The following is a 22934-nucleotide window of genomic DNA, read 5'->3' as shown; positions in this document are numbered from 1 at the left end:
GGGTGCGGGGCGCGCTGGCGCCTCAGGCGGCGTGCTGGCTGCCGCCGTCGATGGCCGCCTGCAGGCGCGCCTTCTCGGCGTGGAAGCTGGCGACGGCCTTTTCCTTGACGTGGCCGAAGCCGCGCACTTTTTCCGGCAGGTTGGCCAGGTCGACCGCCTGACTGTGGTTTTCCGGCGTCAGTTTGCCCAGCAGGCCCTCGACCATCTGGCGGTACTCGACGATCAGGGCGCGCTCCATCTTGCGCTCCGCGCTGTAGCCGAAGATGTCGAAGGTGCCGCCGCGCAGGCCCTTGGCCTTGGCCAGCAGCTGGAAGGCGCGCCACATCCACGAGCCGAACTCGGCCTTGACCAGGTGGCCCTTGGCGTCCTTCTTGGCGAACAGCGGCGGCGCCAGGTTGAACTTGACCGAGAAGTCGCCCTCGAACTGCTGCTTGAGCTGCTCGACGAAGCGGCCGTCGGTGTACAGGCGCGCCACCTCGTACTCGTCCTTGTAGGCCATCAGCTTGAAGTAGTACTTGGCGACGGCGGTCGACAGCTTGTTGCCCAGTCCCAGCGCGCTCTCCTTGGCGCGCACCTGGGCCACCAGCGCCTCGTAGCCCTCGGCGTAGGCGGCGTTCTGGTAGGCGGTGAGGAACTCGACGCGCTTGTTGATGACGTTTTCCAGGCTTTGCGGCATCTGCACGACGATGGCCTGGGTCGGCGTGGCGATCTTCTCGACGCGCTTGAAGTCGACGGCGGCGCGGCGGCCCCACAGGAAGCTCTTCTTGTTGGAGGCGATGCCGACGCCGTTCAACTCGATGGCGCGCAGCAGCGCCGCCTCGGTCAGCGGGATGCGGCCCTTCTGCCAGGCGTAGCCGAGCATGAACAGGTTGGCGGCGATCGAGTCGCCCATCAGCGCGGTGGCCAGCTTGGTGGCATCGATGAAGTCGGCGCTGTTGTGCTCGGCGGCGCCGACCGATTCGCTGATCAGCGCGCGCACCTCGTCGACCGGGTACTGCCAGTCGGCGTTTTGGGCGAAGGTGCCGGGCGGCTGCTCGTGCAGGTTGATGACGGCCATGGTGCGGCCGGGACGCATCTTGGAGACGGCGTCGGCGGCGCCGGCGGTGAGCATGTCGCAGCCCAGCACCAGGTCGGCCTCGCCGGTGGCGATGCGCTGCGCGCGCAGGTGGGCCGGCGTGCGCGCCACCTTGACGTGCGAGGTGACCGAGCCGTTCTTCTGCGACATGCCGGTCATGTCCAGCACCGAGGCGCCCTTGCCCTCGAGGTGGGCGGCCATGCCCATCAGCGCGCCGACGGTGATCACGCCGGTGCCGCCGATGCCGTTGATGAGGATGTTGTAGGGCTGCTCGCAGTCCGGCAGCACCGGCTCGGGCAGGGCGCCGTAGCCGTCGTCCTCGTTGTTCTTATTGGCGTCAACCTTGACGCCGGTCCTGGTCTTCTTCAGCGCGCCGCCTTCGACCGTGACGAAGCTCGGACAGAAACCCTTCACGCAGGAGTAGTCCTTGTTGCAGGACGACTGGTCGATGGTGCGCTTGCGGCCGAACTCGGTTTCCTTCGGCAGGATAGAGGTGCAGTTGGACTGGATGCCGCAGTCGCCGCAACCCTCGCAGACGGCCTCGTTGATGACCATGCGCTTGGCCGGGTCGGGGAACTCGCCCTTTTTGCGGCGGCGGCGCTTCTCGGCGGCGCAGGTCTGGTCGAAGATCAGCACGGAGACGCCGCCGACTTCGCGCAGCTCGCGCTGCACCGCGTCCATGTCCTTGCGGTCGTGCAGGCTGACGATGGCCGGCAGCGCCGAGCGGTCGGTGTAGCGGTTCAGGCCCTCGGTCACCAGGGCGATGCGCTTGACGCCCTCGGCGGCCATCTGCTGGGCGATCATCGGCACCGAGGTGATGCCGTCGACCGGTTGGCCGCCGGTCATCGCCACCGCGTCGTTGTAGAGGATCTTGTAGGTCATGTTGACCTTGGCCGCCACCGCCGCGCGGATGGCCAGGTAGCCGGAGTGGAAGTAGGTGCCGTCGCCCAGGTTCTGGAACACGTGGGGGATCTTGGAGAAGGCCGCCTGGCCGATCCACGGCGCGCCCTCGCCGCCCATGTGGGTGGTGAGCTTGTTGAACTCGGGGTAGATCGAGGTGGCCATCACGTGGCAGCCGATGCCGGCCAGCGCCAGGCTGCCCTCGGGCACCTTGGTCGAGGTGTTGTGCGGGCAGCCGGAGCAGTAGAAGGCGGGCCGGAAGGGCGTGTTGATGGCCTTCTTCAGCACGGCGTCCTTGGCGTCGAGGAAGCTCAGGCGGGCCTTGATGTGGTCGCAGGTGACCGGGTCGGAGATCAGGCGCTTGACGCGGCTGGCGATGACGCGCGCCACCTGCGAGACGGAGAAGTCGGCCTTCGAGGTGAGCAGCCATTCGCCGCGCGGCGCGACCCACTCGCCCTTTTCGTCGAACTTGCCGATGACGCGCGGACGCACGTCGTCGCGCCAGTTGTACAGCTGTTCCTTGAGCTGGTATTCGACGATCTGGCGCTTTTCCTCGACCACCAGGATCTCGTCGAGGCCCCTGGGCGAACTCGCGCACGCTGTCCGGTTCGAGCGGCCAGGGCATGGCCACCTTGAACAGGCGCAGGCCGACCTTGGCGGCCATCTCCTCGTCGATGCCGAGCTCCTCGAGCGCCTCGAGCACGTCGAGGTAGGACTTGCCGGAGGCGATGATGCCGAGCTTGGCGTCCGGGCTGGTGATGGTGGTGTGGTTGAGCTTGTTCTCGCGGGCGTAGGCCAGGGCGGCGTAGATCTTGTAGTCCTGCATCAGCGCTTCCTGGTTGCGCGCCTGCTGGCCCAGCGGAATGCTCGACAGGCGGGCGTTCAGGCCGCCCTCGGGCATGACGAAGTCCTGCGGGATCTTGACCTCGACGCGGAACGGGTCGGCGTCGACCGAGGCGGAGGACTCGACCGTGTCGGCCAGCGCCTTGAAGGCCACCGTGCAGCCGGAGAAGCGCGACATGGCCCAGCCGTGGATGCCCAGGTCGAGGTACTCCTGCACGTTGCAGGGGTAGAGCAGGGGGATCATCGAGGCGGAGAACAGGTGGTCGGACTGGTGCGGCAGGGTCGATGAGTAGGCGCCGTGGTCGTCGCCGGCCACCAGCAGCACGCCGCCGAGCTTGGCCGTGCCGGCGTGGTTCATGTGCTTCGAAGACGTCGCCGCAGCGGTCGACGCCGGCGCTTGCCGTACCACATGGCGAAGACGCCGTCGTACTTGGCCTCGCCGATCAGGTCGACCTGCTGCGAGCCCCAGACGGCGGTGGCGGCCAGGGCCCTCGTTGACGCCGGGGACGAACTGGACGTGGTGGCGCTCCAGGTGCTGCTGCGCCTTCCACAGCGTCTCGTCGAGGCCGCCCAGCGGCGAGCCGCGGTAGCCGGAGATGAAGCCGGCCGTGTTCAGGCCGGCGGCCAGGTCGCGCTGGCGCTGCATCATCGGCAGGCGCACCAGCGCCTGGATGCCGGACAGGAAGATGTCGCCGGTCGTGGCGGTGTATTTGTCGTCGAGGCTGACGCTGGTCAGGCGGTTCGGGGTGGTCCCATCGTCTCGGGCGGACGTTGCTGGGCCGTGTGCCGTGGTATCGGGCATGGCTGTCTCCAAATGGTGTTCAGATCGCGCCCAGGCTTGGGGAGCGCCGGGTAGGCGCGCCAGGCTAGGGCCATAGACCGCTTTTTTTTAGCGGCGTTGCAGACATTTTAGGCTTAAAAAATCCGCTGTGGCGGCCAGTGTACGGCCAGGTTGACGTATACGGAAATACCGTTCGGCGATGGGGGTATAAGAAAAAATGATGGCCATGGCGGAGCCGGCCATGTCTGAGCTGGGGCAAGGCCTGCGCGAGTTTTGCGGCGCAGACTGAAGGCGGGATTGTGCTGTCTAGCGAGGGTGGAGGACGCAACAACAGCATGAAAAATGCGGTTGTCACTTGACAACCGAAAAGCAATGAACTACGCTGGAGGTAAGGATGGCACGAAGCTCACACCCCAATAAGGAAATCGAGGCGGCGCTGCGGCACGCCGAAGCCAACGGCTGGCAGATCAAGGTGGGCGGCAGTCATGCCTGGGGGCGGATTTTATGCCCCTACAACAATGACGAATGCCGTTGTGGCGAATTTTGCATCACCAGCATTTGGAGTACGCCCAGGAACAGCGGCAATCATGCCCGCGCGATTCTGCGGGTGGTTAACAACTGTAGTGAGCAGGTGCAATTGAAGGCACCTCGTCTAAAAAAAGTGGAGTGACGCCATGGACTACATCTTTACGCTGAAGTACCAACTGTCGGCCAACGATGACGATCTGGACGGCATCGTCGAGCGGCTGGGCGCCGGCGGCTGCGACGACGCGCTCATCGGCGTGGGCCAAGCGGGCCGCATCGCCATGGAATTCACCCGCGAGGCCGCCAGCGCCGGCGAAGCCCTGATCAGCGCCCTGAGCGACGTCAAACGGCTGCTGCCGGAGGCCAAGCTGATCGAGGCGGCGCCCGATTTCGTCGGCCTGAGCGACGTGGCCGAAGTCATGGGCATGACGCGGCAGAACATCCGCAAGCTGATGGTCAAGCACAGCGCCAGCTTCCCGCCGCCGGTGCACGAGGGCAGCGCCGCCGTGTGGCATCTGGCCGATGTGCTGGCTTGGTTGAAGGCCAAGGGCGCCTACCAGATCGCGCCCGGCGTGGCCGAGGTCGCGGCGACGGCGAAACAAGTCAATCTGGCCCGGTCGGCGCCGCAGCTGGAGCCGGCGCTGCAACGGCAAATGCGGGCCTTGCTGGCCTGAACACGCCGGCGGCCCGGCCGCCGCGCGCTATGCCGGCAGGGCCGTCGCGCCCAGCCACACGCCGCCGGCGCACAGCTCGGCGCTGACCTGCTGCACCAGCCGGCCGACCGCCGCCGCCGCGTTGGTCAGCGGGATGTTCTTCGAGGCGCACAACACCACCGTGCGCGAGATGGCCGGCCGCTCGATGGCCTGCGACACCAGCGCGCCGCGCTCCAGTTCGGCCAGCAGCGGCGCCGCCGGCAGGATGGTGGCGCCCATGTCGGCCAGCAGGGCCGACTTCAAAATCGCGATGGAATTGATTTCAATGACGTTGGCGGTCGACAGGCCGGCGGCGCGGGCCACGCTTTCGATGCGCGGGCGCACGCCGTGCTGCAGGCCGGGCAGGATCAGGGTGGCCGCCAACGCCTGCTCCAGGGCTATGCTGCCGCCCGGCCTGGCGAAGACCGAGCCGGCGCGGCAGATGTAGCGCAGCTCCTCCTCCACCAGCGGGGTGCAGGCGAAGGGGCCGAGCTGGCCGTCGTCGAGCAGCACGGCGAGGTTGACGCGGCCCGACTTGAGCTGCTCGGCCAGGTTGCCGGTCAACTCCTCGGTCAGCTGCAGGGTGATCTCCGGGTAACGCTCGCGCGCCGCCATCAGCAGCGGCAGCGCCAGCGCGCCCGAGATGCTGTGCGGCAGACCCAGCGTGACGCCGCCCGAGGGCCGCTCGGCCGACTGGGTGACGGCCGACTTGGCGTCGGCCACCTGCTTGAGGATGGCCTGGGCGTGCTCGTAGAAGACCTTGCCGGCGTCGGTGCTGAGCACGCCCTGGGCCGAGCGGTGCAGCAACTGGGCGCCGAGCTCCTGCTCCAGCTGGCGCAGCTGCTGGCTCAGCGCCGGCTGCGCCACGTGCAGCACCAGCGCGGCGCGCGACAGCGAGCCGTGGTCGACGATGGCGACGAAGTAGCGGAGTTGGCGCAGTTCCATGGGCGGGCGGGGCGGGCCGGTGTGGCGTAAGAGTGGATAGGAAACATCTGTTGACGGAGCAAAATTAGTCCTAGTGGAAACTGTTTGCTATACTCATTCTAACAAGATCCGTCGTTCCAGCCTTATTCGTAGGTGTTTCTATGCTCAAGAAAGTTGACTCGTCGCAGCTGAAGGTTGGCATGTACATCCACGATTTGAGTTGCGACTGGATGACCCACCCCTTCGTGCGCAACCGTTTCCTGCTCAGCAGCGAGGAGGAGATCCGCAAGATCGTCAACGCCGGCATCCACGACGTCGTCATCGACGCCGGCAAGGGGCTCGACGTGCAGGACGCGCCCACGCTGGACGAGGCGCAGGAGGAGACCGAGCGCGAGCTGACGGCGCTGGCGGCCAAGCCGGTGGTGGTGACCCGGGTCTCGCTGGGCGAGGAGATGGCGCGCGCGACGCAGATCCGCCACCAGGCCGCGACGCTGGTGCGCACGGTGATGCGCGACGCCCGGCTGGGCAAGGCGATCGAGCTCGACCAGGTGCAACCGGTGGTGCAGAACATCACCGAATCGATCCTGCGCAACCCCGGCGCCCTGGTCGGGCTGTTGCGCATCAAGAACAAGGACGACTACACCTTCCTCCACTCGGTCAGCGTGTGCACGCTGCTGGTGGCGTTCTGCCGCTCGCGCGGCATGGCCGCCGAGCTGACCCACCAGGCCGGCCTGGGCGGCCTGCTGCACGACACCGGCAAGGCGCTGGTGCCGGACGCCATCCTCAACAAGCCGGGGCCGCTGACGGACGAGGAGTTCGCCGTCATCAAGCGCCATCCGCAGGACGGCCACGCCATCCTGCTGAAGTCGCCCGAGGTCGGCGCCATCCCGCTCGACATCACCCTGCACCACCACGAGCGGCGCGACGGCAGCGGCTATCCGGACAAGCTGGCCGGCGACGCTATCAGCGAATTGGCGCAGATGGCGGCGATTGTCGACGTCTACGACGCCATCACGGCCGACCGCTGCTACCACAAGGGCATGTCGGCGGCGGCGGCGCTGCGCAAGATCTACGAGTGGAGCAAGTTCCACTTCAACCCCCACTACGCGCAGGAGTTCATGCGCTGCGTCGGCATCTATCCGGTCGGCACGATGGTGATGCTGGAGTCGGGCCGGCTCGGCGTGGTGGTCGAGCCGCACGAGACCAATCTGCTGGCGCCCAAGGTCAACGTGTTCTTCAACACCAAGCAGAACCTCTACATCAAGCCGGAGACGGTCGACCTGTCGCGCGGGCTGGGCTTCGGCGGCGGCGACAAGATCGTCGGCCACGAGTCGGCCGCCAAGTGGAACGTCGACCCGATGCGCTTCCTGACGCTGGCCTGAGGCCGGCGTCTTCCCCCCCGCTTAGAAGAATTCGGCGGTGTCGTTCGACTCGACGGTGCGCAGCTGGCCGCCGGAGACCAGCTCGTCGTAGTGGCAGGCCAGGTTGCGGCCGTGGCTCTTGGCGTAGTACAGCGCCTGGTCGGCGCGGCCGAGGATGATCACCGGCGCCTCGAAGGCGCTGATGCTGACGAAGCCGACGCTGACGGTGACCCGGCCGACCTGGGGGAAGTCGTGCTGCTCGACGTTCATGCGGAAGCGGTCGATGATCTTCTTGGCGTTGTTGAGCGTGGTCGAGCGCAGCAGCACGACGAACTCCTCGCCGCCGAAGCGGAACACCCGGTCCTGGGCGCGGAAGGAGGAGGTCAGCAGGTTGGCGATGAGGATCAGCACCTCGTCGCCGTACAGGTGGCCGAACTTGTCGTTGACCAGCTTGAAGTGGTCGACGTCGACCACCGCCAGCCACTGCTTCTCCTGGTCGGAATGGTGGCGCCGCTCCGGCTCGCCGGGCAGGTTCAGGGCGTCCTGCTCGGTGCTGGCGGCGAGCATCTTGGCCAGCTGGTCGTCGAAGGTCTTGCGGTTGAGCAGGCCGGTGAGCGAGTCGCGCTCGCTGTAGTCGAGCAGGTTCTGGAAGTTGCGGTAGACGCTGACGATGCCGCCGATGACGTGGATGGTGTCGCTGGTGTAGGGCGTCGGGTTGACGATCTCGAGGCAGGTGTCGGCCTTGTCGCCGAGCCAGATGGGCAGCCACAGGGTGTGCTCGCCGGCCGCGTTGGCGACGTCGGCGCTGGTCTCGTGGCGGGCGATGCAGGCGGCCAGGGCGGGGAAGTTGCTGATCGGCTCGCCGGGGCTGGCCGGATCGGGATTCTCCTCCATGCGGGCCGGCTGGCCGGCCGTGATGATGGCGCGCGGACGCACGAACATCTTGCCGCGCACCATGGCCAGGCTGAGCACCCGCGTCTGACTGGCATGGGCAAGCTCCTGCACCGCCGAGATCACCGAGATATCGAGCATCGTGTGATCGCGGTGGCCGGTCATGTCCACCATGTGTTTCAGTAGGGAATCCATTTTCTTCTCTGGAAAAAAATCACACAAGCATTGTGCCGAGCCACGTTCCGTTCACGCCTATCACCCTATTGCCCGCTGTTTTACCGGTGATGGTAAGGCGCACTGTGAAGCATTGCACGGGGCCTTTCCAAAGAACAGTCAAGTAGGATAATGGCTTTTTGCATTATAGGCAATTCATGTGTGCAAAAAAAAACATTTCAGTCGTTGCCACGCCCATTTTTGCCACAAGCCAGGCGCAACAGGCGGCCCAATCGAGCGTACCCGCCAAGCAAGCGACGCAGTTTGACATAAGCCAGCGGCGCTGTCTGCGCGCGGCGCGAGTTTGGCGCATTCTGCCAAAAATGGTTCCGTGTGGAAAACTTGCGCAACGTCAATTTCAGTTTCTCGGCAGACCTTATAGTGGATTCAATGGCGCAGCGATAGCGATGCAAGCCAGGCGGCGGCAGGGTTTGTGTGGCGCGCCAGGGGGAAAGCCAGAGTATTCCACTGAGTTGTCTTTCAATTACTTATTAGGAGTCTGTCATGAACGCACTGATTGCAGCAGCAAAAGAGTTTGGCCGCGATGAAGAGGGCATCACCGCCATCGAGTACGGTTTGATCGCGGCGCTGATGGCGGCCGCCATCGCGGCCGCGCTCGGCCCGGTGAAGACGGCGCTGGGGACCAAATTTGGCACCATCGCCACGACCTTAACCGCTCCTTGAACACGCGGTGTTCCCGGTTGGCCCTCCGGCGTAAGCCGCGCCGGAGGGCATGCTGGCAGAGGCCGATACCATGATGAACGTGATCGGCGCGTCCATGATCGCCATGGACGCACTAATTGTTCAGCAATTCATGTATTAGAAGGAACCCCACCATACCGTTGCAGTGCGGTTCGCCGCCTGCTTCGCCACCTCATCTGCTGACCGCGCCCGTCATCTCGCCCGCTCCTGCACTTTGCTGGTCGATGGGTACGCCCGGTTCGGCTTCGAGCGGAACACGCTCCACTTCAGGCCAAGCAACACCCGTCTCGTGGCGGTGTGCCGCCACGTCGCTTGCATTCGCCGTGGCGCGAAGCAGGCTGCAGCGGGCAGGTATATCGCAACGGGGAGACTGGTGCTCGGCGATGCATAATTCCCAACGGAAACAATTTTCAAAAAAATTGCGCAGAATCAATTTCGATATTTTCCTGGGCTCTATAGTAGTTTCAATGGCGCAACAAAAGCTTTGTGAGCCAGGCAGCAGCAGGGTTGCCGTCCCGTACTCGAGGGAGCGTACCGAGCGGCGATTTTCCGATCACACCTTCTTGGGAGTTTGTTATGAATGCACTGATAGCAGCTGCAAAAGAGTTTGGCCGCGATGAAGATGGGATCACCGCCATCGAGTATGGCTTGATCGCGGCGCTGATGGCTGCAGCCATCGCGGCCGCCCTTGGTCCGGTGAAGCAGGCGCTGATAGACAAGTTCGGCACTATCTCCACCACCTTGACCGCGCCCTGAACCGGCTCGGCCTTCCGCCATGCGGATAGCCGGAAGGTCGGCCTTGAAGAGTAGGAGATCAGCATGATGAACGCAATTGAAGTGATTTTGCTGTGCCTTGTCGCGCAGGCCGCGGTGACCGATCTGGCGGTGCGCAAGATTCCCAACGTGCTGGTGCTCAGCGGCCTGGCGCTGGCCTTAATTTTACATCTGCTGGCCGGGCCTAACTGGGCGCCGGCGACGCAATGGCTCGCCGGCACCTTGGCCGGTTTTTTTTTGTTTCTACCGTTGTACCTGATGCGCGGCATGGCCGCCGGCGATGTCAAGTTGATGGCGATGGTGGGCGCTTTCGCCGGACCGTGGGCGGTCTGCTATATCGCCTTGCTGACCTGTTTGTTCGGCGGCCTGATGGCACTGGGCATCTTGGTGTTCAGCGGCCGCTGCAGCGACGGCTTGGGCAATCTGTGGGCCATGGGCAAGCCGGTGGTGATGCGCCTGCTGGGCGTGCCCTTGCGCAACATACGCCTGGCGCCCGGCGCCAGCGTCGGCGGCATGCCCTACGGCGTGGCGATCGCGCTGGGCACCGTCTGCTTTGTGGCGTGGACACACCACTGAGCCCGGCACCGGGTGCACTTTGTTGCTTATCAATATCCGCTGAGAAACCGACCGATAAGATCTATTCCTGAGCGAAACAAATCGGCCTCAGGAACGACCCGGGAGCAATCATGCTAGAGCTTGAATCCACCCTGTCCGGCACGCCGCCGGAAGCGGCCGCCGCGCGCGACCCGGACGCCCTGCCGCCGCTGCCGCTGCCGCCGAAGTCGGTGCGCGACACCGGGCTCGAGCTGCAACTGCTGGTCGAGCTGCTGGCTAAGACCATCCTGGTCGGCGGCAAGAGCCACCTGGCGCTGCTCACCGGCAAGCTGCGCCTATCGATCAACGTGCTGCGCGAGGTGCTCGACTTCATGCTCGCCGAACAGCTGGCCGAGGTGGCTTGGCGCGGCGACTCCGACATCGACGTGCAGTACCAGTTGACCACGGCCGGCAAGCAGCGCGCCGCCGGCTATCTGGAGCGCTGTCCCTACGTCGGGCCGGCGCCGGTGACGCTGGAGGCCTACCGCGCGATGGTGGCGCGCCAGGCCGAACAGGCGCCGCGCGTTACGCAGGACGACCTGGCCGCCGTGTTCGCCAACGACGGCCTGGCGCCGGCGTTGCGCGAGCGGCTCGGCGCCGCCATGTACGCGCGCCGCTCGATCCTGTTGTACGGGCCGCCCGGCAGCGGCAAGACGGCGCTGGCGCGCAAGCTCGGCGAGCTGGTCGAAGGCCTGGTCGCGCTGCCCTACGCCATCGTGGTCGGCCAGGAGATCGTCGCGCTGCACGACCCGGCGCAGCACCTGCCGCCGGGGCCGCGCCACGCCCAGCTGGTGCGCCTGGCCAGCGAGCGGCGCGGCAGCGACCCGCGCTGGACCCTGTGCCAGCGCCCGCTGGTGGCGCTGGGCGCCGAGCTGGGCATCGAGATGCTCGAGCTGCAGCGCGACGGCTACAGCGGCTGCTACCGCGCGCCGCCGCAATGGAAGGCCAACCACGGCATCCTGCTGATCGACGACCTTGGGCGCCAGCGCGTCGCCGCCGCCGACCTGTTGCGCCGTCTCAGCGAGGCGCTCGACCAGGGCCGGGACCAGTTGTCGCTGCAGGGCGGCCACCAGTTCGCCGTGCCGCTCGACGTGGCGCTGGTGCTGGCCACCAGCCTGGCGCCGGCGGCGCTGCTGGACGCTGCGGCGCTGCGCCGGCTGGGCTACAAGATCGAGGTGGGCGCGCTGGCCGAGGCCAGCTACCGCACGTTGTTCCGCCGCCACTGCCGCCAGGCCGGCCTGGCCTGCGACGAGACGGCGCTGGGCTATTTGATCGGCCAGTTGCACGGCGGCAGCGGGCGCGCCCTGCTGGCCAGCCTGCCCGGCGAGATCGTCGGCCGCATCGCCGACTTCGCCGGCTTCGCCGGCGTGGCGCCGCAGCTGAGCATGGCGGCGCTGGACCAGGCCTGGTCCAGCATGTTCGCCGTCGACGCCGCGCCGGCCGAGGCCGAGCCGCAAGAAAGCATGCAATGAAGAACCGGCGCGCCCTGGTGATGCTGGCCTGCGCCGTGCTGCTCGGCCTGGTCGCGGTGCTGCTGGCCTCGCGCTGGCTGCTGCGGCAGAACCCGAGCAGCGGTAAACAGATCGTGGTGGCGGCGGCCGACGTCAACCTCGGCCAGCGCCTGGTGCCGGACATGCTCAAGCTGGCCGAGTGGCCGGCCGACAGCCTGCCGCCGGGCGCCCTGCTCACGCCGGCCAAGCTGCAGGGCCGGGTGCTCAAGAGCAGCGTGCTGCGCGGCGAGCCGCTGACCGAGGCCAAGCTGGCGCCGGTCGGCACGCTGGGCGGCCTGTCGGCCCTGATCAGCGAGGGCCGGCGCGCCATCACGGTGCGCGTCAACGACGTGGTGGGGGTGGCCGGCTTCGCCCTGCCGGGCAATTTCGTCGACGTCATCGTGCACACCCAGAGCGAGGCGGCGGGGGGCGGGCGCGACCAGCCGATCTCGAAGATTGTGCTCGAACGCATGCTGGTGCTGGCGGTGGCGCAGGAGGTCAGCCGCGACGACACCAAGCCGCGCGTGGTCAACGCCGTGACGCTGGAGGTGACGCCGGAGCAGGCCGAGAAGCTCGACCTGGCGCGCAGCGTCGGCACGCTGTCGCTGGCGCTGCGCAACCAGATCGACCCGCGCCCCGGCGTGACCGGCGGCGCCACCAAGGGCAGCCTGCTGGGTCTGCGCGCGGAGGCGCCGGCCGAGGCGCCGGCAGCGGCGCCTGCGCCGCCGCCGCCGCCGCGGCTGGTCCACGCCGCCGCCGCGCCGGCGCGCCACTGCATCGCCGTGATCGACGGCATGCGCAGCGCGCGGGAGTGCCTGTGAGCGCGCCGCGCACGCCGGCGCGGCGCGCCGCCCGGCTGGCCGGCGCGGCGCTGTGCCTGCTGTCGTGGCCGGCGCTGGGCGCCGCCGTGTCCACCGCGCCGCAGCAGGCCTCGGCCGTGGCGCGGGCGGCGGCGCCGGACGGGGCGGCCCCCGGGGCGGCCCAAACGGCGGCCGCGCAGGGCGCCGGCCGGCCGGCGCCGAGCGCCGCCAGCGGCCCGCGCTGCGCCGGCCAGGCGGCCGCGCCCGGCAGCCTGGCGCTGGCGCTGGGCAAGTCGACGCTGATGCGCCTGCCCGACACCGTGCTCAGCCGCAGCGTCGGCAACCCCGAGGTGCTGCAGGCCATGCTGGTGGCGCCGGACACCTTGTATCTGGTGGGGGCCGACGTCGGCAGCACCAACCTGATCGTGCAGGGCCGCAACGGCCAGTGCAGCGTGGTCGAGGTGACGGTGGCGATGGACGGCGCCGGCCTGCAGGCGGCGCTGGCGGCGCTGCTGCCGGAGGAGAGGAACATCCGCGTCAGCGCGGCGGCCGACACGCTGGTGCTGAGCGGCAGCGTGGCCGACGCCGGCGCCGTCGCCCACGCGCTCGAGCTGGCCGGCGCCTTCGTGCGGCGGCCGGCCAAGGCGCTGCAGCTGGGCAGGGAGGGCAGGGAGGGCAGGGACGGCAAGGACGGCGACAAGGCCGAGGCGGCGCCGGCCACGGCCGGCGGCGCGCGCGTCATCAACCTGCTCAGCGTCAGCGCGCCGCAGCAGGTGATGCTGGAGGTGAAGATCGCCGAGGTGTCGAAGAGCCTGCTCGACAAGCTCGAGGGCAACGCCACGCTGCGCTTCGCCTCGGGCAGTTTTGTCGCCACGTTGTTGAGCAACTTCTTCACCGGCACGATGCACAGCGCGGCCGGCCTCGGCAGGGCCGGCGGCAACCACGGCGGCCTCGCGGCGGAGAAGCAGGACGGCCTGGTGCGCATCCTGGCCGAGCCGACGGTGATGGCGGTCAGCGGCCAGGAGGGCAGCTTCCTGGCCGGCGGCAAGATCTTCATCCCGGTGGCGCAGGACAACAACAAGGTCACGCTGGAGGAGAAGGAGTTCGGCGTCGGCCTGCGCTTCACGCCGACCGTGCTGTCCGGCGGGCGCATCAACCTGAAGGTGGCGCCCGAGGTGTCCGAGCTGTCGCGCGAGGGCGTCGGCATCTCGGCGGCCGGCTTCACCGGCGCCGCCGTGCTGCCGCTGATCACCACGCGGCGCGCCGCCACCACGGTGCAGCTGTTCGACGGCCAGAGCTTCGCCATCGGCGGCCTGATCAAGAACAACCAGGTCAGCAACATCCGCGCCCTGCCGCTGCTGGGCGAGCTGCCGGTGCTCGGCGCGCTGTTCCGCAGCAGCGACTTCCAGCAGGACCGCAGCGAGCTGCTGTTCGTCGTCACCGCCCACCTGGTCAAGCCGCTGCCGCCCAACTACGCGCTGCCGACCGACAGCGTGGCGGCGCCCTCGCGGGCCCGCTTGTTCCTCGGCGGCCGCCTGGAGGGGCCGGCGGCACCGCCGGCGCCGGCCGTCCAGCCGACGGCGGCGCAGGGATTCGAATTGAAGTGAGGCCGGCGCCGCGCGCCGGCACCAACACGGAGGAAACACCATGCACAGCATTGCAAAGCGTGTCCGGGCCGGCGCCGCGCTGGCCGCCGCCGCCCTGTTGTCCGGCTGCGGCACCACGCCGAACTGGGACCGCCGTTTCGGCGAGGCCACCCGCGTCGCGCTGGCGCAGCAGGTGCTGCATCCGGCCGCCGGGCAAAACCGCGACCCGGTCGCCGGCCTGGACGGCGCCGCCGCCGCCGCCGCCCAGGCGCGCTACCTGAAGTCGTTCAGCGAGCCGGCGCCGCGGCCGGCCGCCTTCACCATCGGCGTGAGCGGCGCCAAATGAGCGCGCCGCGGCGCCGGCCGCCATCGCGCCGCCGGCGGCGCCCCCCCCACCACAAAAGGATATCCGATGAAAGCGTTGATGATTAGCCATGACAGCCTGCTGCACGCCGAGGTCGCCGCGCAGGGCTCGGCGCGCATGCCGGCGGTGCAGCTGGTGGCCTCGCGCAACGGCCTGCGCGAGGCCGTCGAGCGGCCCACCCCCGAGCCGCCCGAGCTGGTGATCGTCGACGCCAGCGGCCTGGCGGCCGACGAGGTCGAGCTGGTCGAGCGCCTGTGCAAGCTGTACCCGGACAGCTCCTTCATGCTGCTCACCCGCGAGGCGCAGCAGGGCCTGCTGATCCGCGCCATGCGCGCCGGCATGCGCGAGGTGCTGCAGCTGCCGCTGGTGCACCGCGCCTTCCACGAGGCGATGGACCGCATCGAGATCGCCGCCGGCGTCACCCAGCAGCGCGACGGCAAGGTGCTCGCCTTCATCTCCTGCAAGGGCGGCAGCGGCGCCACCTTCCTGTCGACCAACTTCGGCTACGCCCTGGCCGCGCTGGCCGACAAGAAGGTGCTGCTGATCGACCTGCACGGCCAGTTCGGCGACGCCACGCTGTACGTGTCGGACCAGAAGCCGGGCATGACCCTGTCCGACATCTGCGCCCAGATCGGCCGCATGGACGGCGCCTTCCTCGAGTCCTGCCTGGTGCACGTGGCGTCCAACTTCGGCGTGCTGGCGGCGGCCGACGACCCGACCCACCAGGTGGAGATGAAGTCCGAGCACATGGACACGATTTTGCGCGTGGCGCGCCAGCACTACGACTACATCGTGCTCGACGTCGGCCGCCAGATCGACGCCATCTCGCTGCGCGCGCTCGACCACGCCGACGCCATCTACCCGGTGCTGCAGCTGGCCCTGCCCGACATCCGCGACGGCCGCCGCCTGCTCGACATCTTCCGCTCGCTCGGCTACCCCAGCGAGCGCACCCGCCTGATCGTCAACCGCTACGAGAAGGGCGGCAAGCTGCGCCTGTCCGACCTCGAGCACGCGCTCGGCGCCGACGTGGTGCACACCGTGCCGAACGACTACCTGTCGGCCACCGACTCGGTCAACCAGGGCATCCCGGTGCTGCAGCTGTCGCGCAGCAGCGCGGTGGCGCGCAGCCTGGCCGAGCTGGTCGAGCTGGTGACGGCGCGCCGGGTGGCCGAGAGCAAGGGCCTGTTCGATCGCCTGTTCGGCCGCGGCGAGGTGGCGCTGTGAGCGCCGCCGCCGGCGGGGGAACGCCATGAGCCTGCGCGAACGCCTGGCCGGCGCCGACGACGCCAGGGCGCAGCCGGGCGGCCAGCAGGCCTGGCCCACGCCGCCTACCAGGAGCTCAAGAGGAGCATGCACCAGATGATCCTCGACCGCATCGACCTGGAGCGCCTCAAGCGCCTCACGCCGGAGCAGTTCAAGCACGAGCTGGCGCTGCTGGTGCAAAGGATCATCGAGGACGAGCGCATCGCGCTCAACCAACACGAGCGGCACAGCCTGGTGCTCGACATCCAGCACGAGATGCTCGGCTTCGGCCCGCTCGAGCCGCTGCTGGCCGACGCCGAGGTGTCCGACATCCTGGTCAACACCTTCGACCAGGTCTACGTCGAGCGCCGTGGCCGGCTCGAGCTGACCGAGGTGACCTTCCACGACAACGCCCACCTGATGAAGATCATCGAGAAGATCGTCTCGCGGGTCGGCCGCCGGGTCGACGAGTCGAGCCCGATGGTCGACGCCCGCCTGCCCGACGGCTCGCGCGTCAACGCCATCATCCCGCCGCTGGCGGTGGACGGGCCGATCCTGTCGATCCGCCGCTTCGCCGCCAACCCGCTGACCATCGACAAGCTGCTCGACTACAAGAGCCTGACGCCGCCGATGGTGCAGGTGTTGCAGGCGCTGGGCCAGGCCAAGGTCAACATCCTGATCTCGGGCGGCACCGGCAGCGGCAAGACGACGCTGCTCAACGTGCTGTCGGGCTTCATCCCGGCCAACGAGCGCATCGTCACCATCGAGGACGCCGCCGAGCTGCAGATGCGCCAGCCGCACGTGGTGCGGCTGGAGACGCGGCCGCCCAACATCGAGGGCAAGGGCGAGGTCAACCAGCGCGCCCTGGTGCGCAACGCGCTGCGCATGCGGCCCGACCGCATCATCCTCGGCGAGGTGCGCGGCGCCGAGGCGCTCGACATGCTGCAGGCGATGAACACCGGCCACGAGGGCTCGCTGGCGACGATCCACTCGAACACGCCGCGCGACGCCCTGGCGCGGCTGGAGAACATGGTCGGCATGGCCGGCGTCAACCTGAGCGCGCGCGCGGCGCGCCAGCAGATCTGCTCGGCGGTGACGGTGGTGATGCAGGTGTCGCGCCTGACCGACGGCGCGCGCAAGCTGGTCAGCCTGCAGGAGATCACCGGCATGGAGGGCGACGTCATCGTCATGCACGAGATCTTCCGCTTCGAGCAGAGCGGCGTCGACGCGGCCGGCCGGGTGCAGGGCCGCTTCTTCGCCACCGGCGTGCGGCCGCACTTCGCCGAGCGCCTGCGCATGTTCGGCGCCGCCGTGCCCGACAGCGTGTTCGACCCCGACCGCGTGTTCGAATAGGCGGCCGGCATGGACCTGGTCTTTTCCGCCTTTCTCGTGCTGCTGTTCGCCGCCGTGATCCTGCTGGTCGAGGGCGCCTGGCTGTGGTGGAGCGCCAGCCACGGCGGCGGCGCGCGGCGCATCGCCAAGCGCCTGCGGCTGATGTCGGCGCGCGGCGGCGGCGCCGACAAGGTCAGCATCCTCAAGCAACGCCGCTACAGCGCCAACCCCTGGCTGGAGGCGCGCCTGCGCCGCCAGCCCCGGCTGGCGCTGCTCGACCGCCTGCTGCTGCAGGCCGGCGGGCGCTGGTCGGTGGCGCAGTTCCTCGGCTGGTCGGGCGCGCTGCTGCTGGCCGGGTTGCTGCTGCCGCCGCTGTGGCAGCCGCCGCTGGCGCTGGCGCTGGCGGCGCCGCCGCTGGCCGCGGCGCTGCCCTTTCTGCTGGCGCGGCGGCTGCGCCGCGGCCGCCTGCACAAGATAGAACAGCAACTGGCGGAGGCGGCCGACTTCCTCGGCCGCGCGCTGCGCGCCGGCCACTCCTTCGCCAACGTCCTGCAGATGGCGGCCGACGAGCTGGCCGAGCCGATCGGCGGCGAGTTCCGCGCCACCCACGAGGAGATCAACTACGGCGTGCCGATGAACGAGGCGCTGCAGAGCCTGGCGCTGCGGGTGCCGCTGACCGATCTGCGCTACCTGGTCATCGCCGTGCTGATCCAGCGCGAGTCGGGCGGCAACTTGGCCGAGGTGCTGGGCAACATCAGCCGCCTGATCCGCGAGCGCCTCAAGCTGCAGGCGCAGGTGCGCGTGATGTCGGCCGAGGGCCGCCTGTCGGCCTGGATATTGGTGCTGTTGCCGCTGGTGGTGATGCTGGTCATGTCGGTGACCAACTACGCCTACATCAGCTTGCTGTGGACCGATCCGGCCGGCGTCAAGCTGCTGTGGTATGCCGCCGGCGGCATGGCGGCCGGCATCGTCTGGATGCGCCAGGTGATCCGCATCCGCATTTGACGGCGACGGGCGAACAGAAGGAGGGGAAACCATGAGTGGTGGACAAATCGCATTTCTGGCCCTGGTGTTTCTGGTGGTGGCCGGCTTGGCCGGGCTGGCCATGCTGGCCTTTTCCAAGGTGCCGCTGCGCGAGCGCCTGGGCGGCTTCATGGCGCCGGACGGCGCCGCGCCGCCCGAGGCCGGCGGCTGGGTCGAGCGCGCCGCCAAGGTGGCGCTGCCGTTCACCCGCCTGTCGCTGCCGGAGGAGGGCTGGGAGCGCTCGCCGTTGCGCACCCGCTTCATGAACGCCGGCTGGCGCGACGCCAACGCGCCGACGCTGTACTTCGCCGCCAAGACGGTACTGGCGCTGGGCCTGCCGGCCTTGCTGGCGGCGCTGGCCGCCGGCGCGCGGCAGGGCGGCGCCGGCAACAGCTGGACGCTGCTGCTGCTCGGCGGCGCCAGCGTCGGCTACTACCTGCCCAACCTGGTCCTGAACAGCACGGCGACCGGGCGCCAGCGCGAGATCTTCGAGAACCTGCCCGACGCGCTCGACCTGCTGACGGTGTGCGTCGAGGCGGGGCTGAGCCTGGATCGGGCGCTGGGCAAGGTGGCCGGCGAGATCCACATCAAGAGCCTGGCGCTGGCGCAGGAGCTGCAGCTGGTGCTGATGGAGCTGCGCGCCGGCTTCAGCAAGGACAAGGCGCTGCGCAACCTGGCCCTGCGCAGCGGCGTCGAGGACGTCGACACGCTGGTGGCGATGCTGATCCAGTCCGAGCGCTTCGGCACCTCGATGGGCGACTCGCTGCGGGTGCACTCGGACAACCTGCGCAGCAAGCGCAACCTGCTGTCCGAGGAGGCCGCCGCCAAGGTCGGCCTCAAGCTGCTGTTCCCGCTGATCTTCTGCATCTTTCCGGCGTTGATGGTGATCCTGCTGGGACCGGCGGCGATCCAGATCCAGCGCGTGCTGCTGCCGTCCGTGGCCGGCTCCTGAGCGGCGGGCCGCCAACAAGCGCGCGGCTCCGCCGCGCAAGGGGGAAGTGCGATGCGAACCACGATCCGTCTGATCGGCCTGGCCTGCGCCAGCAGCATGCTGTTCGCCTGCAGCGGCATGGGCGGCGCGCCGGCCTTCCAGCAGGCGGCGCCGCCGCAGCCGGCGCCGCCCGGACCCGAGCCGTCGGCGGCCGGGCCGGACGCGGACGGCTACTACGCGCTGGGCCGGGCACAGCACGGCGCGCTGCGCTACGAGGCGGCGCTGGCGGCCTACCGGCGCGCGCTGCAGCTCGACCCGGCGCACGTCAACGCGCGCAACGGCCTGGCGGTGCTGCACGCCGGGCGCGGCGACTACGCCGAGGCGATCGCGCTGTGGCGCGCCCTGCTGCCGGCGGCGGGCGCCGGCGCGGGCGCGGGCACCGGCGCCGGCCCGCAGGCGGCCTTCTTGTGGGGGAATCTCGGCTACGCCTACTTCCTCAGCGGCGCCGACGAGCCGGCGCTGGCCGCGCTCGAGCGGGCCTGCCTGCTCGACCCGCTCAACGCGCTCAGCTGGGAGCATCTGGGCGAACTGCTGCAGCGCATGGGGCAGGGCGAGCGCGCCGCCCTGATGCGCCGGCAGGCGGCCAGCCTGCGCCAACACGACTACCGGCGCGACTATGCGCTGCTGGCCGCCGCAGGCGGCGGGGCGGCAGGCGCGCCGGCCGCCCCGCCGCCATCCGCCACTGCCACTGCCACTGCCGCCGCCACCGCCACCTCCGCCGCCGGCCCCGGCCCCGGCCCCGGCACGGCGGAGCCGCCCGCCTGGCCGCCGGTCCTGGCGCAGACCGAGGTGCGGCGCGAGGGCGCGGCCCTGGTCAGCGTGCATCGCGTGGCCGCCGGCGCCGCCGTGTCGTCGTCGGCGCCGGTGGCGGCAGCGGTAGTGCCGGTGCCGCCGCCGACAGCGGCGCCGAGCGACAGGCGGGTCGGTTTCCGCCTGGCGGCCTTGACCGGCGAGGACATCGACCCGGCCGCCACGCTGGCGTCCGTCGCGCTCTCCCCCCGGAGCTGGGCCACCTCGGCGCCGGCCCGGCTGGAGATCAGCAACGGCAACGGCGTCGCCGGCATGGCCGCCGCGCTGGCGCGCACCGTCGCCGGCGACGCGCTGCAGGTGGTACGGTTGAGCAACGTGCGCCATTTCGCCGTGCCGTCGAGCCGCATCGAGTACCAGCAGCCGCAGGAGGCGGCGGCGCGCGCGCTGGCGGCGCGGCTGGGCTTGCGCGTGGCGGCGCAGGGCGAGGCGCGCGGCAGCGCCGAACTGCGCATCGTGCTGGGCCGCGACCTGCTCGATCCGGCGCTGCTGCGCCAACGCTACCTGAAGTAGCGCGGCCGGCGCGCCGGCCCGGCAAAAAAATCCCGTCCAAGGCTGGCGCCCGGACGGGACAAATCACACCCGTAATCTTCTCGGCCGTCGGCCGCCGTCGCTACTGCCAGCTGACGCCGCCCATGCCGTGCGTCGCCGCGCGGCGCGTCGCCGGCTTGCCGTAGACGGTGGCCGAGCCCGTGCCGCTCAGCCTCAGCCTGGCGGTGTTGCGCGCGTAGACGGTGGCGCCGCCCAGGTCGGACAGCTCGAGCTCGACGCTGGCGGCCAGCACGGTCGCGCGCAGGAGTTGGTGCATCTGGGCGCGCCCTTGTTTTGGCGGCGGGATCAGTCGACCAGCGCGGCTTTTTGCGCGCTGGTCAGACGTTTCGCGCTGACCGTGACCACCTGGATCTTGCCGGCGTCGGCCAGCCGCACGGCGGCGGGCGCGGCGGCGCGGTGGGCCGGCACGGCGGCCGTGGCCAGGCTGGTCGCGCCGATCAGGACGGCGGCGCTGACGAAGATGGCTTCCATGTTTTTGGCGATGTTCATGTGGTGGCTCCCGGTGTGAAGTGCGTTGCGTTGAGTGAACTATAGACAAGGCCGCTGGGCGCCAGATGGCACATCCGATGAACTGCGCTTTTGGCGGGCTGGAATGCGCAAAGGCGGTGGCGGACCTGCGTTGGCGGCGCGCCGGCGCGGGCGCGAGCTGCCGTGCGGTCGAGAGGGACGGCGCGCGGCGCGCGGCGCGCGAGAGCGAGAACGAGAACGAGCGGGCGAGTGGACGGGCGGAAGAGGCGAGCGGAAGAGCGACGTGGACGGGTGCGGGGAGGTGGTCGGACGAGGGCGGGGGGGCGGCGGCAGGCCGGATCGCGGCGGCGCGCGCCGGCGCCGTTAGCGCTGGCCGGCGGCGCCGCTCGCCGCGCCGGGGGCGGGCGCGTAGCGGGCGACGATGTAGAGCAGCGCCTGGGCCTGCCAGTCGATGCCGTCGATGAAGTCCTGCAGCAGCGCGCAGGCCTGCTCGTGGCCCAGCTCGGCGCCGGCGGCGTTGAGCAGGCGCACGTTGCTGCGCGGCGCGCTGATGCGCCGCAGGTCGACCCGGCTGGCCGCCTGCATCTGCCAGTCCCAGCCCAGCGTCAGCGCCGGCTGGCCCTGGCTGACCCACTCGGTGTAGCCGGTGATGGCGCTCAGCACGGCGTCGTCGCCGCCCGGCGGGCAGTCCTCGTCCAGGCCGGAGATCAGGTGCACCACCTGGCTGTCGCGCAGCGCGTGGAAGGTCAGGCGGACGGTGCCGTCGTTGAGCATGGGGGCGGGGCTTTCATGATCGGGGCCGGCGGGCGCGGCCGGCCAACCCGGCCAGCGGCACGGCGCGGCGGCGCCCTTACGCGCCGGCCTCATCGCCCAGCTCGATCCAGCAGGCGAAGATCGGATGGCCGCCGACGATCATCGGCGGACCGGCGCGATGGGCGTGGATGCCGCCACGGCGCAGCAGGCGTTCGATGCCGATCGGCGACACGGTGATCAGGCGGCGCGCGCCGTGCGCCTTGGCGCAGGCGATGGCCTGGTGCAGCAGCTGGATCGAGAAGCCGGCCGAGAACTGGTCCAGCGCCGAGCTCGCCTGCTGCTCGAAGTCGACCGCCGCGAAGCGCGACAGCTCCCACACGTCCGGGCTGCAGGGCACCGGCGCGCCGTTCATCAACTGCGGGAAGACCTCGCCCAGCAGATACGGGCTGCTGGTCGGCAGCAGGCGGGCGCAGCCGTTGATGTGGCCGGCCTCGTCCTTCGACACCACATACAGCGTGTCGTCGTGGTCGAACTGGTCGACCTCCTGCTGGTTGCGGGTCTCCAGTTCCCAGCCCAGCGTTTCGATGAAGACCTTGTAGCGGTAGCTGGCCATGTCGGCCATCAGTGCCGCGGAAAGAGTTTCTGCTTTGCCTGAGATAACGTTCATGTCTGCCCCTGATTGGTTGAAGATGCGATCTCTTCATTGGACCCGAACGCGGGGGCAGCGGTAAGCTGTCAATCTTGACAGTCACTCCAAGTTGCCGTTCAGACCAGGCGCGGCCGGCTCAGATAGTCCAGGGTGGCGGCCTGCCACGGTTGCCGGTCGACATAAAATTCCAGTAACATTGCCGTTTTTGCTTGACCATGGTCAACCCTGCTGCTATCGTCGACCAACATGACATTGCTGCGCGGCGCGTGCAGGCGGCGCGGCCGGGCGCCGGGTCCGGTGGCCGGCAGTTGCCAGTCCCAGCCCAGCGAAATGGCCGGCCAGCCGGCGCTGACCCACTCGGTGTAGCCGGTGATGTCGGTGGCGACGGCGGCCGACATGGCGCGCGCGCCGCCCTGCCCATCCAGACAGGAGATCAGATGGCTCAGCGTGATGGCTTCCAGCTCTTGCAGCGACAGGCGCACGTAGCCGTCGGCCGAGACGGACAGCGGGGGAAGGGGCGTGGTCAGTAGCATGGCGTCGTGGTCTTTCTGCGGAAATGCCGAAAAGGCTGGGCAACTGTAGCGTAGCGCGAACGCGCCCGG

The 22934-nt window shown here is 69.3% G+C and carries 21 protein-coding genes and 2 pseudogenes; 15 read left to right on the top strand and 8 right to left on the bottom strand.

Annotation, left to right across the window (positions count from 1 at the left end):
* Positions 1-22: 22 nt before the first annotated feature.
* Positions 23-3620: pseudogene (locus tag QC826_RS28320) on the bottom strand (indolepyruvate ferredoxin oxidoreductase family protein).
* A gap of 373 nt (positions 3621-3993) precedes the next feature.
* On the opposite strand from QC826_RS28320, the gene QC826_RS28315 reads away from it, so the two are divergent.
* Both QC826_RS28315 and QC826_RS28310 read left to right on the top strand, forming a co-directional pair.
* Positions 3994-4269 carry a hypothetical protein gene (locus QC826_RS28315; protein WP_279763396.1) on the top strand — a complete coding sequence of 92 codons (276 nt, stop codon included), beginning with the start codon at positions 3994-3996 and terminating at the stop codon, positions 4267-4269.
* Positions 4270-4273: 4 nt separating this feature from the next.
* Positions 4274-4798: a helix-turn-helix transcriptional regulator gene (locus QC826_RS28310; protein ID WP_279763395.1), complete on the top strand. Its 525-nt coding sequence runs from the start codon at positions 4274-4276 to the stop codon at positions 4796-4798.
* 27 nt (positions 4799-4825) lie between these two features.
* On the opposite strand, the gene QC826_RS28305 is transcribed toward QC826_RS28310, so the two are convergent.
* Positions 4826-5761, bottom strand: a complete 936-nt coding sequence (locus QC826_RS28305; protein WP_279763394.1) for a LysR substrate-binding domain-containing protein — start codon at positions 5759-5761, stop codon at positions 4826-4828.
* Positions 5762-5901: 140 nt separating this feature from the next.
* Between QC826_RS28305 and QC826_RS28300 the strand changes: the two genes are divergently transcribed.
* Positions 5902-7122 carry an HD-GYP domain-containing protein gene (locus tag QC826_RS28300; RefSeq protein WP_279763393.1) on the top strand — a complete coding sequence of 407 codons (1221 nt, stop codon included), beginning with the start codon at positions 5902-5904 and terminating at the stop codon, positions 7120-7122.
* Between the two features lie 21 nt (positions 7123-7143).
* Here the strand turns inward: QC826_RS28300 and QC826_RS28295 are convergent, their stop codons facing one another.
* Positions 7144-8187 carry a GGDEF domain-containing protein gene (locus QC826_RS28295; protein ID WP_279763392.1) on the bottom strand — a complete coding sequence of 348 codons (1044 nt, stop codon included), beginning with the start codon at positions 8185-8187 and terminating at the stop codon, positions 7144-7146.
* Positions 8188-8709: 522 nt separating this feature from the next.
* Here QC826_RS28295 and QC826_RS28290 point away from each other — a divergent pair.
* The 12 genes and pseudogenes from QC826_RS28290 to QC826_RS28235 all read left to right on the top strand — a co-directional run bounded on the left by QC826_RS28290 (position 8710) and on the right by QC826_RS28235 (position 20423).
* The gene (locus tag QC826_RS28290) at positions 8710-8889 is read left to right on the top strand and encodes a Flp family type IVb pilin (protein WP_279763391.1); all 180 of its coding nucleotides are present in this window, start codon (positions 8710-8712) and stop codon (positions 8887-8889) included.
* 594 nt (positions 8890-9483) lie between these two features.
* Positions 9484-9663, top strand: a complete 180-nt coding sequence (locus QC826_RS28285; protein ID WP_279763390.1) for a Flp family type IVb pilin — start codon at positions 9484-9486, stop codon at positions 9661-9663.
* Between the two features lie 63 nt (positions 9664-9726).
* Positions 9727-10257, top strand: a complete 531-nt coding sequence (locus QC826_RS28280; RefSeq protein WP_279763389.1) for a prepilin peptidase — start codon at positions 9727-9729, stop codon at positions 10255-10257.
* A gap of 110 nt (positions 10258-10367) precedes the next feature.
* Positions 10368-11747 (top strand): ATP-binding protein, encoded by a 1380-nt coding sequence (locus tag QC826_RS28275; protein WP_279763388.1) that lies wholly within the window; start codon positions 10368-10370, stop codon positions 11745-11747.
* The gene (cpaB, locus tag QC826_RS28270) at positions 11744-12586 is read left to right on the top strand and encodes a Flp pilus assembly protein CpaB (RefSeq protein WP_279763387.1); all 843 of its coding nucleotides are present in this window, start codon (positions 11744-11746) and stop codon (positions 12584-12586) included. The genes QC826_RS28275 and cpaB overlap by 4 nt, the downstream gene beginning before the upstream one ends.
* Entirely contained in the window at positions 12583-14172 is a 1590-nt protein-coding gene (locus QC826_RS28265; RefSeq protein WP_279763386.1) for a type II and III secretion system protein family protein, read from the top strand. Before cpaB ends, QC826_RS28265 begins: the two co-directional genes overlap by 4 nt.
* 40 nt (positions 14173-14212) lie before the next feature.
* On the top strand, positions 14213-14497 hold the full coding sequence (locus tag QC826_RS28260) for a hypothetical protein (protein WP_279763385.1): 285 nt from the start codon (positions 14213-14215) through the stop codon (positions 14495-14497).
* Positions 14498-14563: 66 nt separating this feature from the next.
* Positions 14564-15739, top strand: a complete 1176-nt coding sequence (locus tag QC826_RS28255; protein WP_279763384.1) for a CpaE family protein — start codon at positions 14564-14566, stop codon at positions 15737-15739.
* A gap of 25 nt (positions 15740-15764) precedes the next feature.
* Positions 15765-17110 (top strand): annotated as a pseudogene (locus QC826_RS28250) (CpaF family protein).
* Between the two features lie 9 nt (positions 17111-17119).
* The gene (locus tag QC826_RS28245; RefSeq protein WP_279763383.1) at positions 17120-18094 is read left to right on the top strand and encodes a type II secretion system F family protein; all 975 of its coding nucleotides are present in this window, start codon (positions 17120-17122) and stop codon (positions 18092-18094) included.
* A 31-nt stretch (positions 18095-18125) separates the two neighbouring features.
* Positions 18126-19064 carry a type II secretion system F family protein gene (locus tag QC826_RS28240; RefSeq protein WP_279763382.1) on the top strand — a complete coding sequence of 313 codons (939 nt, stop codon included), beginning with the start codon at positions 18126-18128 and terminating at the stop codon, positions 19062-19064.
* Positions 19065-19115: 51 nt separating this feature from the next.
* Positions 19116-20423 (top strand): tetratricopeptide repeat protein, encoded by a 1308-nt coding sequence (locus tag QC826_RS28235; RefSeq protein ID WP_279763381.1) that lies wholly within the window; start codon positions 19116-19118, stop codon positions 20421-20423.
* A 100-nt stretch (positions 20424-20523) separates the two neighbouring features.
* Here QC826_RS28235 and QC826_RS28230 read toward each other — a convergent pair whose 3' ends face one another.
* From QC826_RS28230 to QC826_RS28210, 5 genes are all read right to left on the bottom strand, one after another.
* Positions 20524-20718 (bottom strand): hypothetical protein, encoded by a 195-nt coding sequence (locus tag QC826_RS28230; protein ID WP_279763380.1) that lies wholly within the window; start codon positions 20716-20718, stop codon positions 20524-20526.
* A gap of 29 nt (positions 20719-20747) precedes the next feature.
* On the bottom strand, positions 20748-20951 hold the full coding sequence (locus QC826_RS28225; RefSeq protein WP_279763379.1) for a hypothetical protein: 204 nt from the start codon (positions 20949-20951) through the stop codon (positions 20748-20750).
* A 342-nt stretch (positions 20952-21293) separates the two neighbouring features.
* The gene (locus QC826_RS28220) at positions 21294-21704 is read right to left on the bottom strand and encodes a DUF4902 domain-containing protein (RefSeq protein WP_279763378.1); all 411 of its coding nucleotides are present in this window, start codon (positions 21702-21704) and stop codon (positions 21294-21296) included.
* Between the two features lie 76 nt (positions 21705-21780).
* Positions 21781-22305: an acyl-homoserine-lactone synthase gene (locus QC826_RS28215; RefSeq protein WP_279763377.1), complete on the bottom strand. Its 525-nt coding sequence runs from the start codon at positions 22303-22305 to the stop codon at positions 21781-21783.
* Positions 22306-22448: 143 nt separating this feature from the next.
* On the bottom strand, positions 22449-22865 hold the full coding sequence (locus QC826_RS28210; RefSeq protein WP_279763376.1) for a DUF4902 domain-containing protein: 417 nt from the start codon (positions 22863-22865) through the stop codon (positions 22449-22451).
* Positions 22866-22934: the final 69 nt, after the last annotated feature.

The sequence above is a fragment of the Rugamonas sp. DEMB1 genome (genome assembly GCF_029834475.1).
Lineage (GTDB): Bacteria > Pseudomonadota > Gammaproteobacteria > Burkholderiales > Burkholderiaceae_D > Rugamonas > Rugamonas rubra.
Note: the sequence above shows the minus strand (reverse complement) of the source record. Positions and strands in the feature narration are given on the sequence as shown.

What these genes read in the sequence shown, in the direction of transcription:
- QC826_RS28260 (WP_279763385.1), top strand. Translation starts at nt 14,213, where the DNA reads ATGCACAGCATTGCAAAGCGTGTCCGGGCCGGCGCCGCGCTGGCCGCC.
- QC826_RS28275 (WP_279763388.1), top strand. Translation starts at nt 10,368, where the DNA reads ATGCTAGAGCTTGAATCCACCCTGTCCGGCACGCCGCCGGAAGCGGCC.
- QC826_RS28225 (WP_279763379.1), bottom strand. Translation starts at nt 20,951, where the DNA reads ATGAACATCGCCAAAAACATGGAAGCCATCTTCGTCAGCGCCGCCGTC.
- QC826_RS28220 (WP_279763378.1), bottom strand. Translation starts at nt 21,704, where the DNA reads ATGCTCAACGACGGCACCGTCCGCCTGACCTTCCACGCGCTGCGCGAC.
- QC826_RS28280 (WP_279763389.1), top strand. Translation starts at nt 9,727, where the DNA reads ATGATGAACGCAATTGAAGTGATTTTGCTGTGCCTTGTCGCGCAGGCC.
- QC826_RS28215 (WP_279763377.1), bottom strand. Translation starts at nt 22,305, where the DNA reads ATGGCCGACATGGCCAGCTACCGCTACAAGGTCTTCATCGAAACGCTG.
- QC826_RS28315 (WP_279763396.1), top strand. Translation starts at nt 3,994, where the DNA reads ATGGCACGAAGCTCACACCCCAATAAGGAAATCGAGGCGGCGCTGCGG.
- QC826_RS28230 (WP_279763380.1), bottom strand. Translation starts at nt 20,718, where the DNA reads ATGCACCAACTCCTGCGCGCGACCGTGCTGGCCGCCAGCGTCGAGCTC.
- QC826_RS28290 (WP_279763391.1), top strand. Translation starts at nt 8,710, where the DNA reads ATGAACGCACTGATTGCAGCAGCAAAAGAGTTTGGCCGCGATGAAGAG.
- QC826_RS28305 (WP_279763394.1), bottom strand. Translation starts at nt 5,761, where the DNA reads ATGGAACTGCGCCAACTCCGCTACTTCGTCGCCATCGTCGACCACGGC.
- QC826_RS28240 (WP_279763382.1), top strand. Translation starts at nt 18,126, where the DNA reads ATGAGTGGTGGACAAATCGCATTTCTGGCCCTGGTGTTTCTGGTGGTG.
- QC826_RS28300 (WP_279763393.1), top strand. Translation starts at nt 5,902, where the DNA reads ATGCTCAAGAAAGTTGACTCGTCGCAGCTGAAGGTTGGCATGTACATC.
- QC826_RS28310 (WP_279763395.1), top strand. Translation starts at nt 4,274, where the DNA reads ATGGACTACATCTTTACGCTGAAGTACCAACTGTCGGCCAACGATGAC.
- QC826_RS28245 (WP_279763383.1), top strand. Translation starts at nt 17,120, where the DNA reads ATGGACCTGGTCTTTTCCGCCTTTCTCGTGCTGCTGTTCGCCGCCGTG.
- QC826_RS28235 (WP_279763381.1), top strand. Translation starts at nt 19,116, where the DNA reads ATGCGAACCACGATCCGTCTGATCGGCCTGGCCTGCGCCAGCAGCATG.
- QC826_RS28255 (WP_279763384.1), top strand. Translation starts at nt 14,564, where the DNA reads ATGAAAGCGTTGATGATTAGCCATGACAGCCTGCTGCACGCCGAGGTC.
- QC826_RS28210 (WP_279763376.1), bottom strand. Translation starts at nt 22,865, where the DNA reads ATGCTACTGACCACGCCCCTTCCCCCGCTGTCCGTCTCGGCCGACGGC.
- QC826_RS28285 (WP_279763390.1), top strand. Translation starts at nt 9,484, where the DNA reads ATGAATGCACTGATAGCAGCTGCAAAAGAGTTTGGCCGCGATGAAGAT.
- cpaB (WP_279763387.1), top strand. Translation starts at nt 11,744, where the DNA reads ATGAAGAACCGGCGCGCCCTGGTGATGCTGGCCTGCGCCGTGCTGCTC.
- QC826_RS28295 (WP_279763392.1), bottom strand. Translation starts at nt 8,187, where the DNA reads ATGGATTCCCTACTGAAACACATGGTGGACATGACCGGCCACCGCGAT.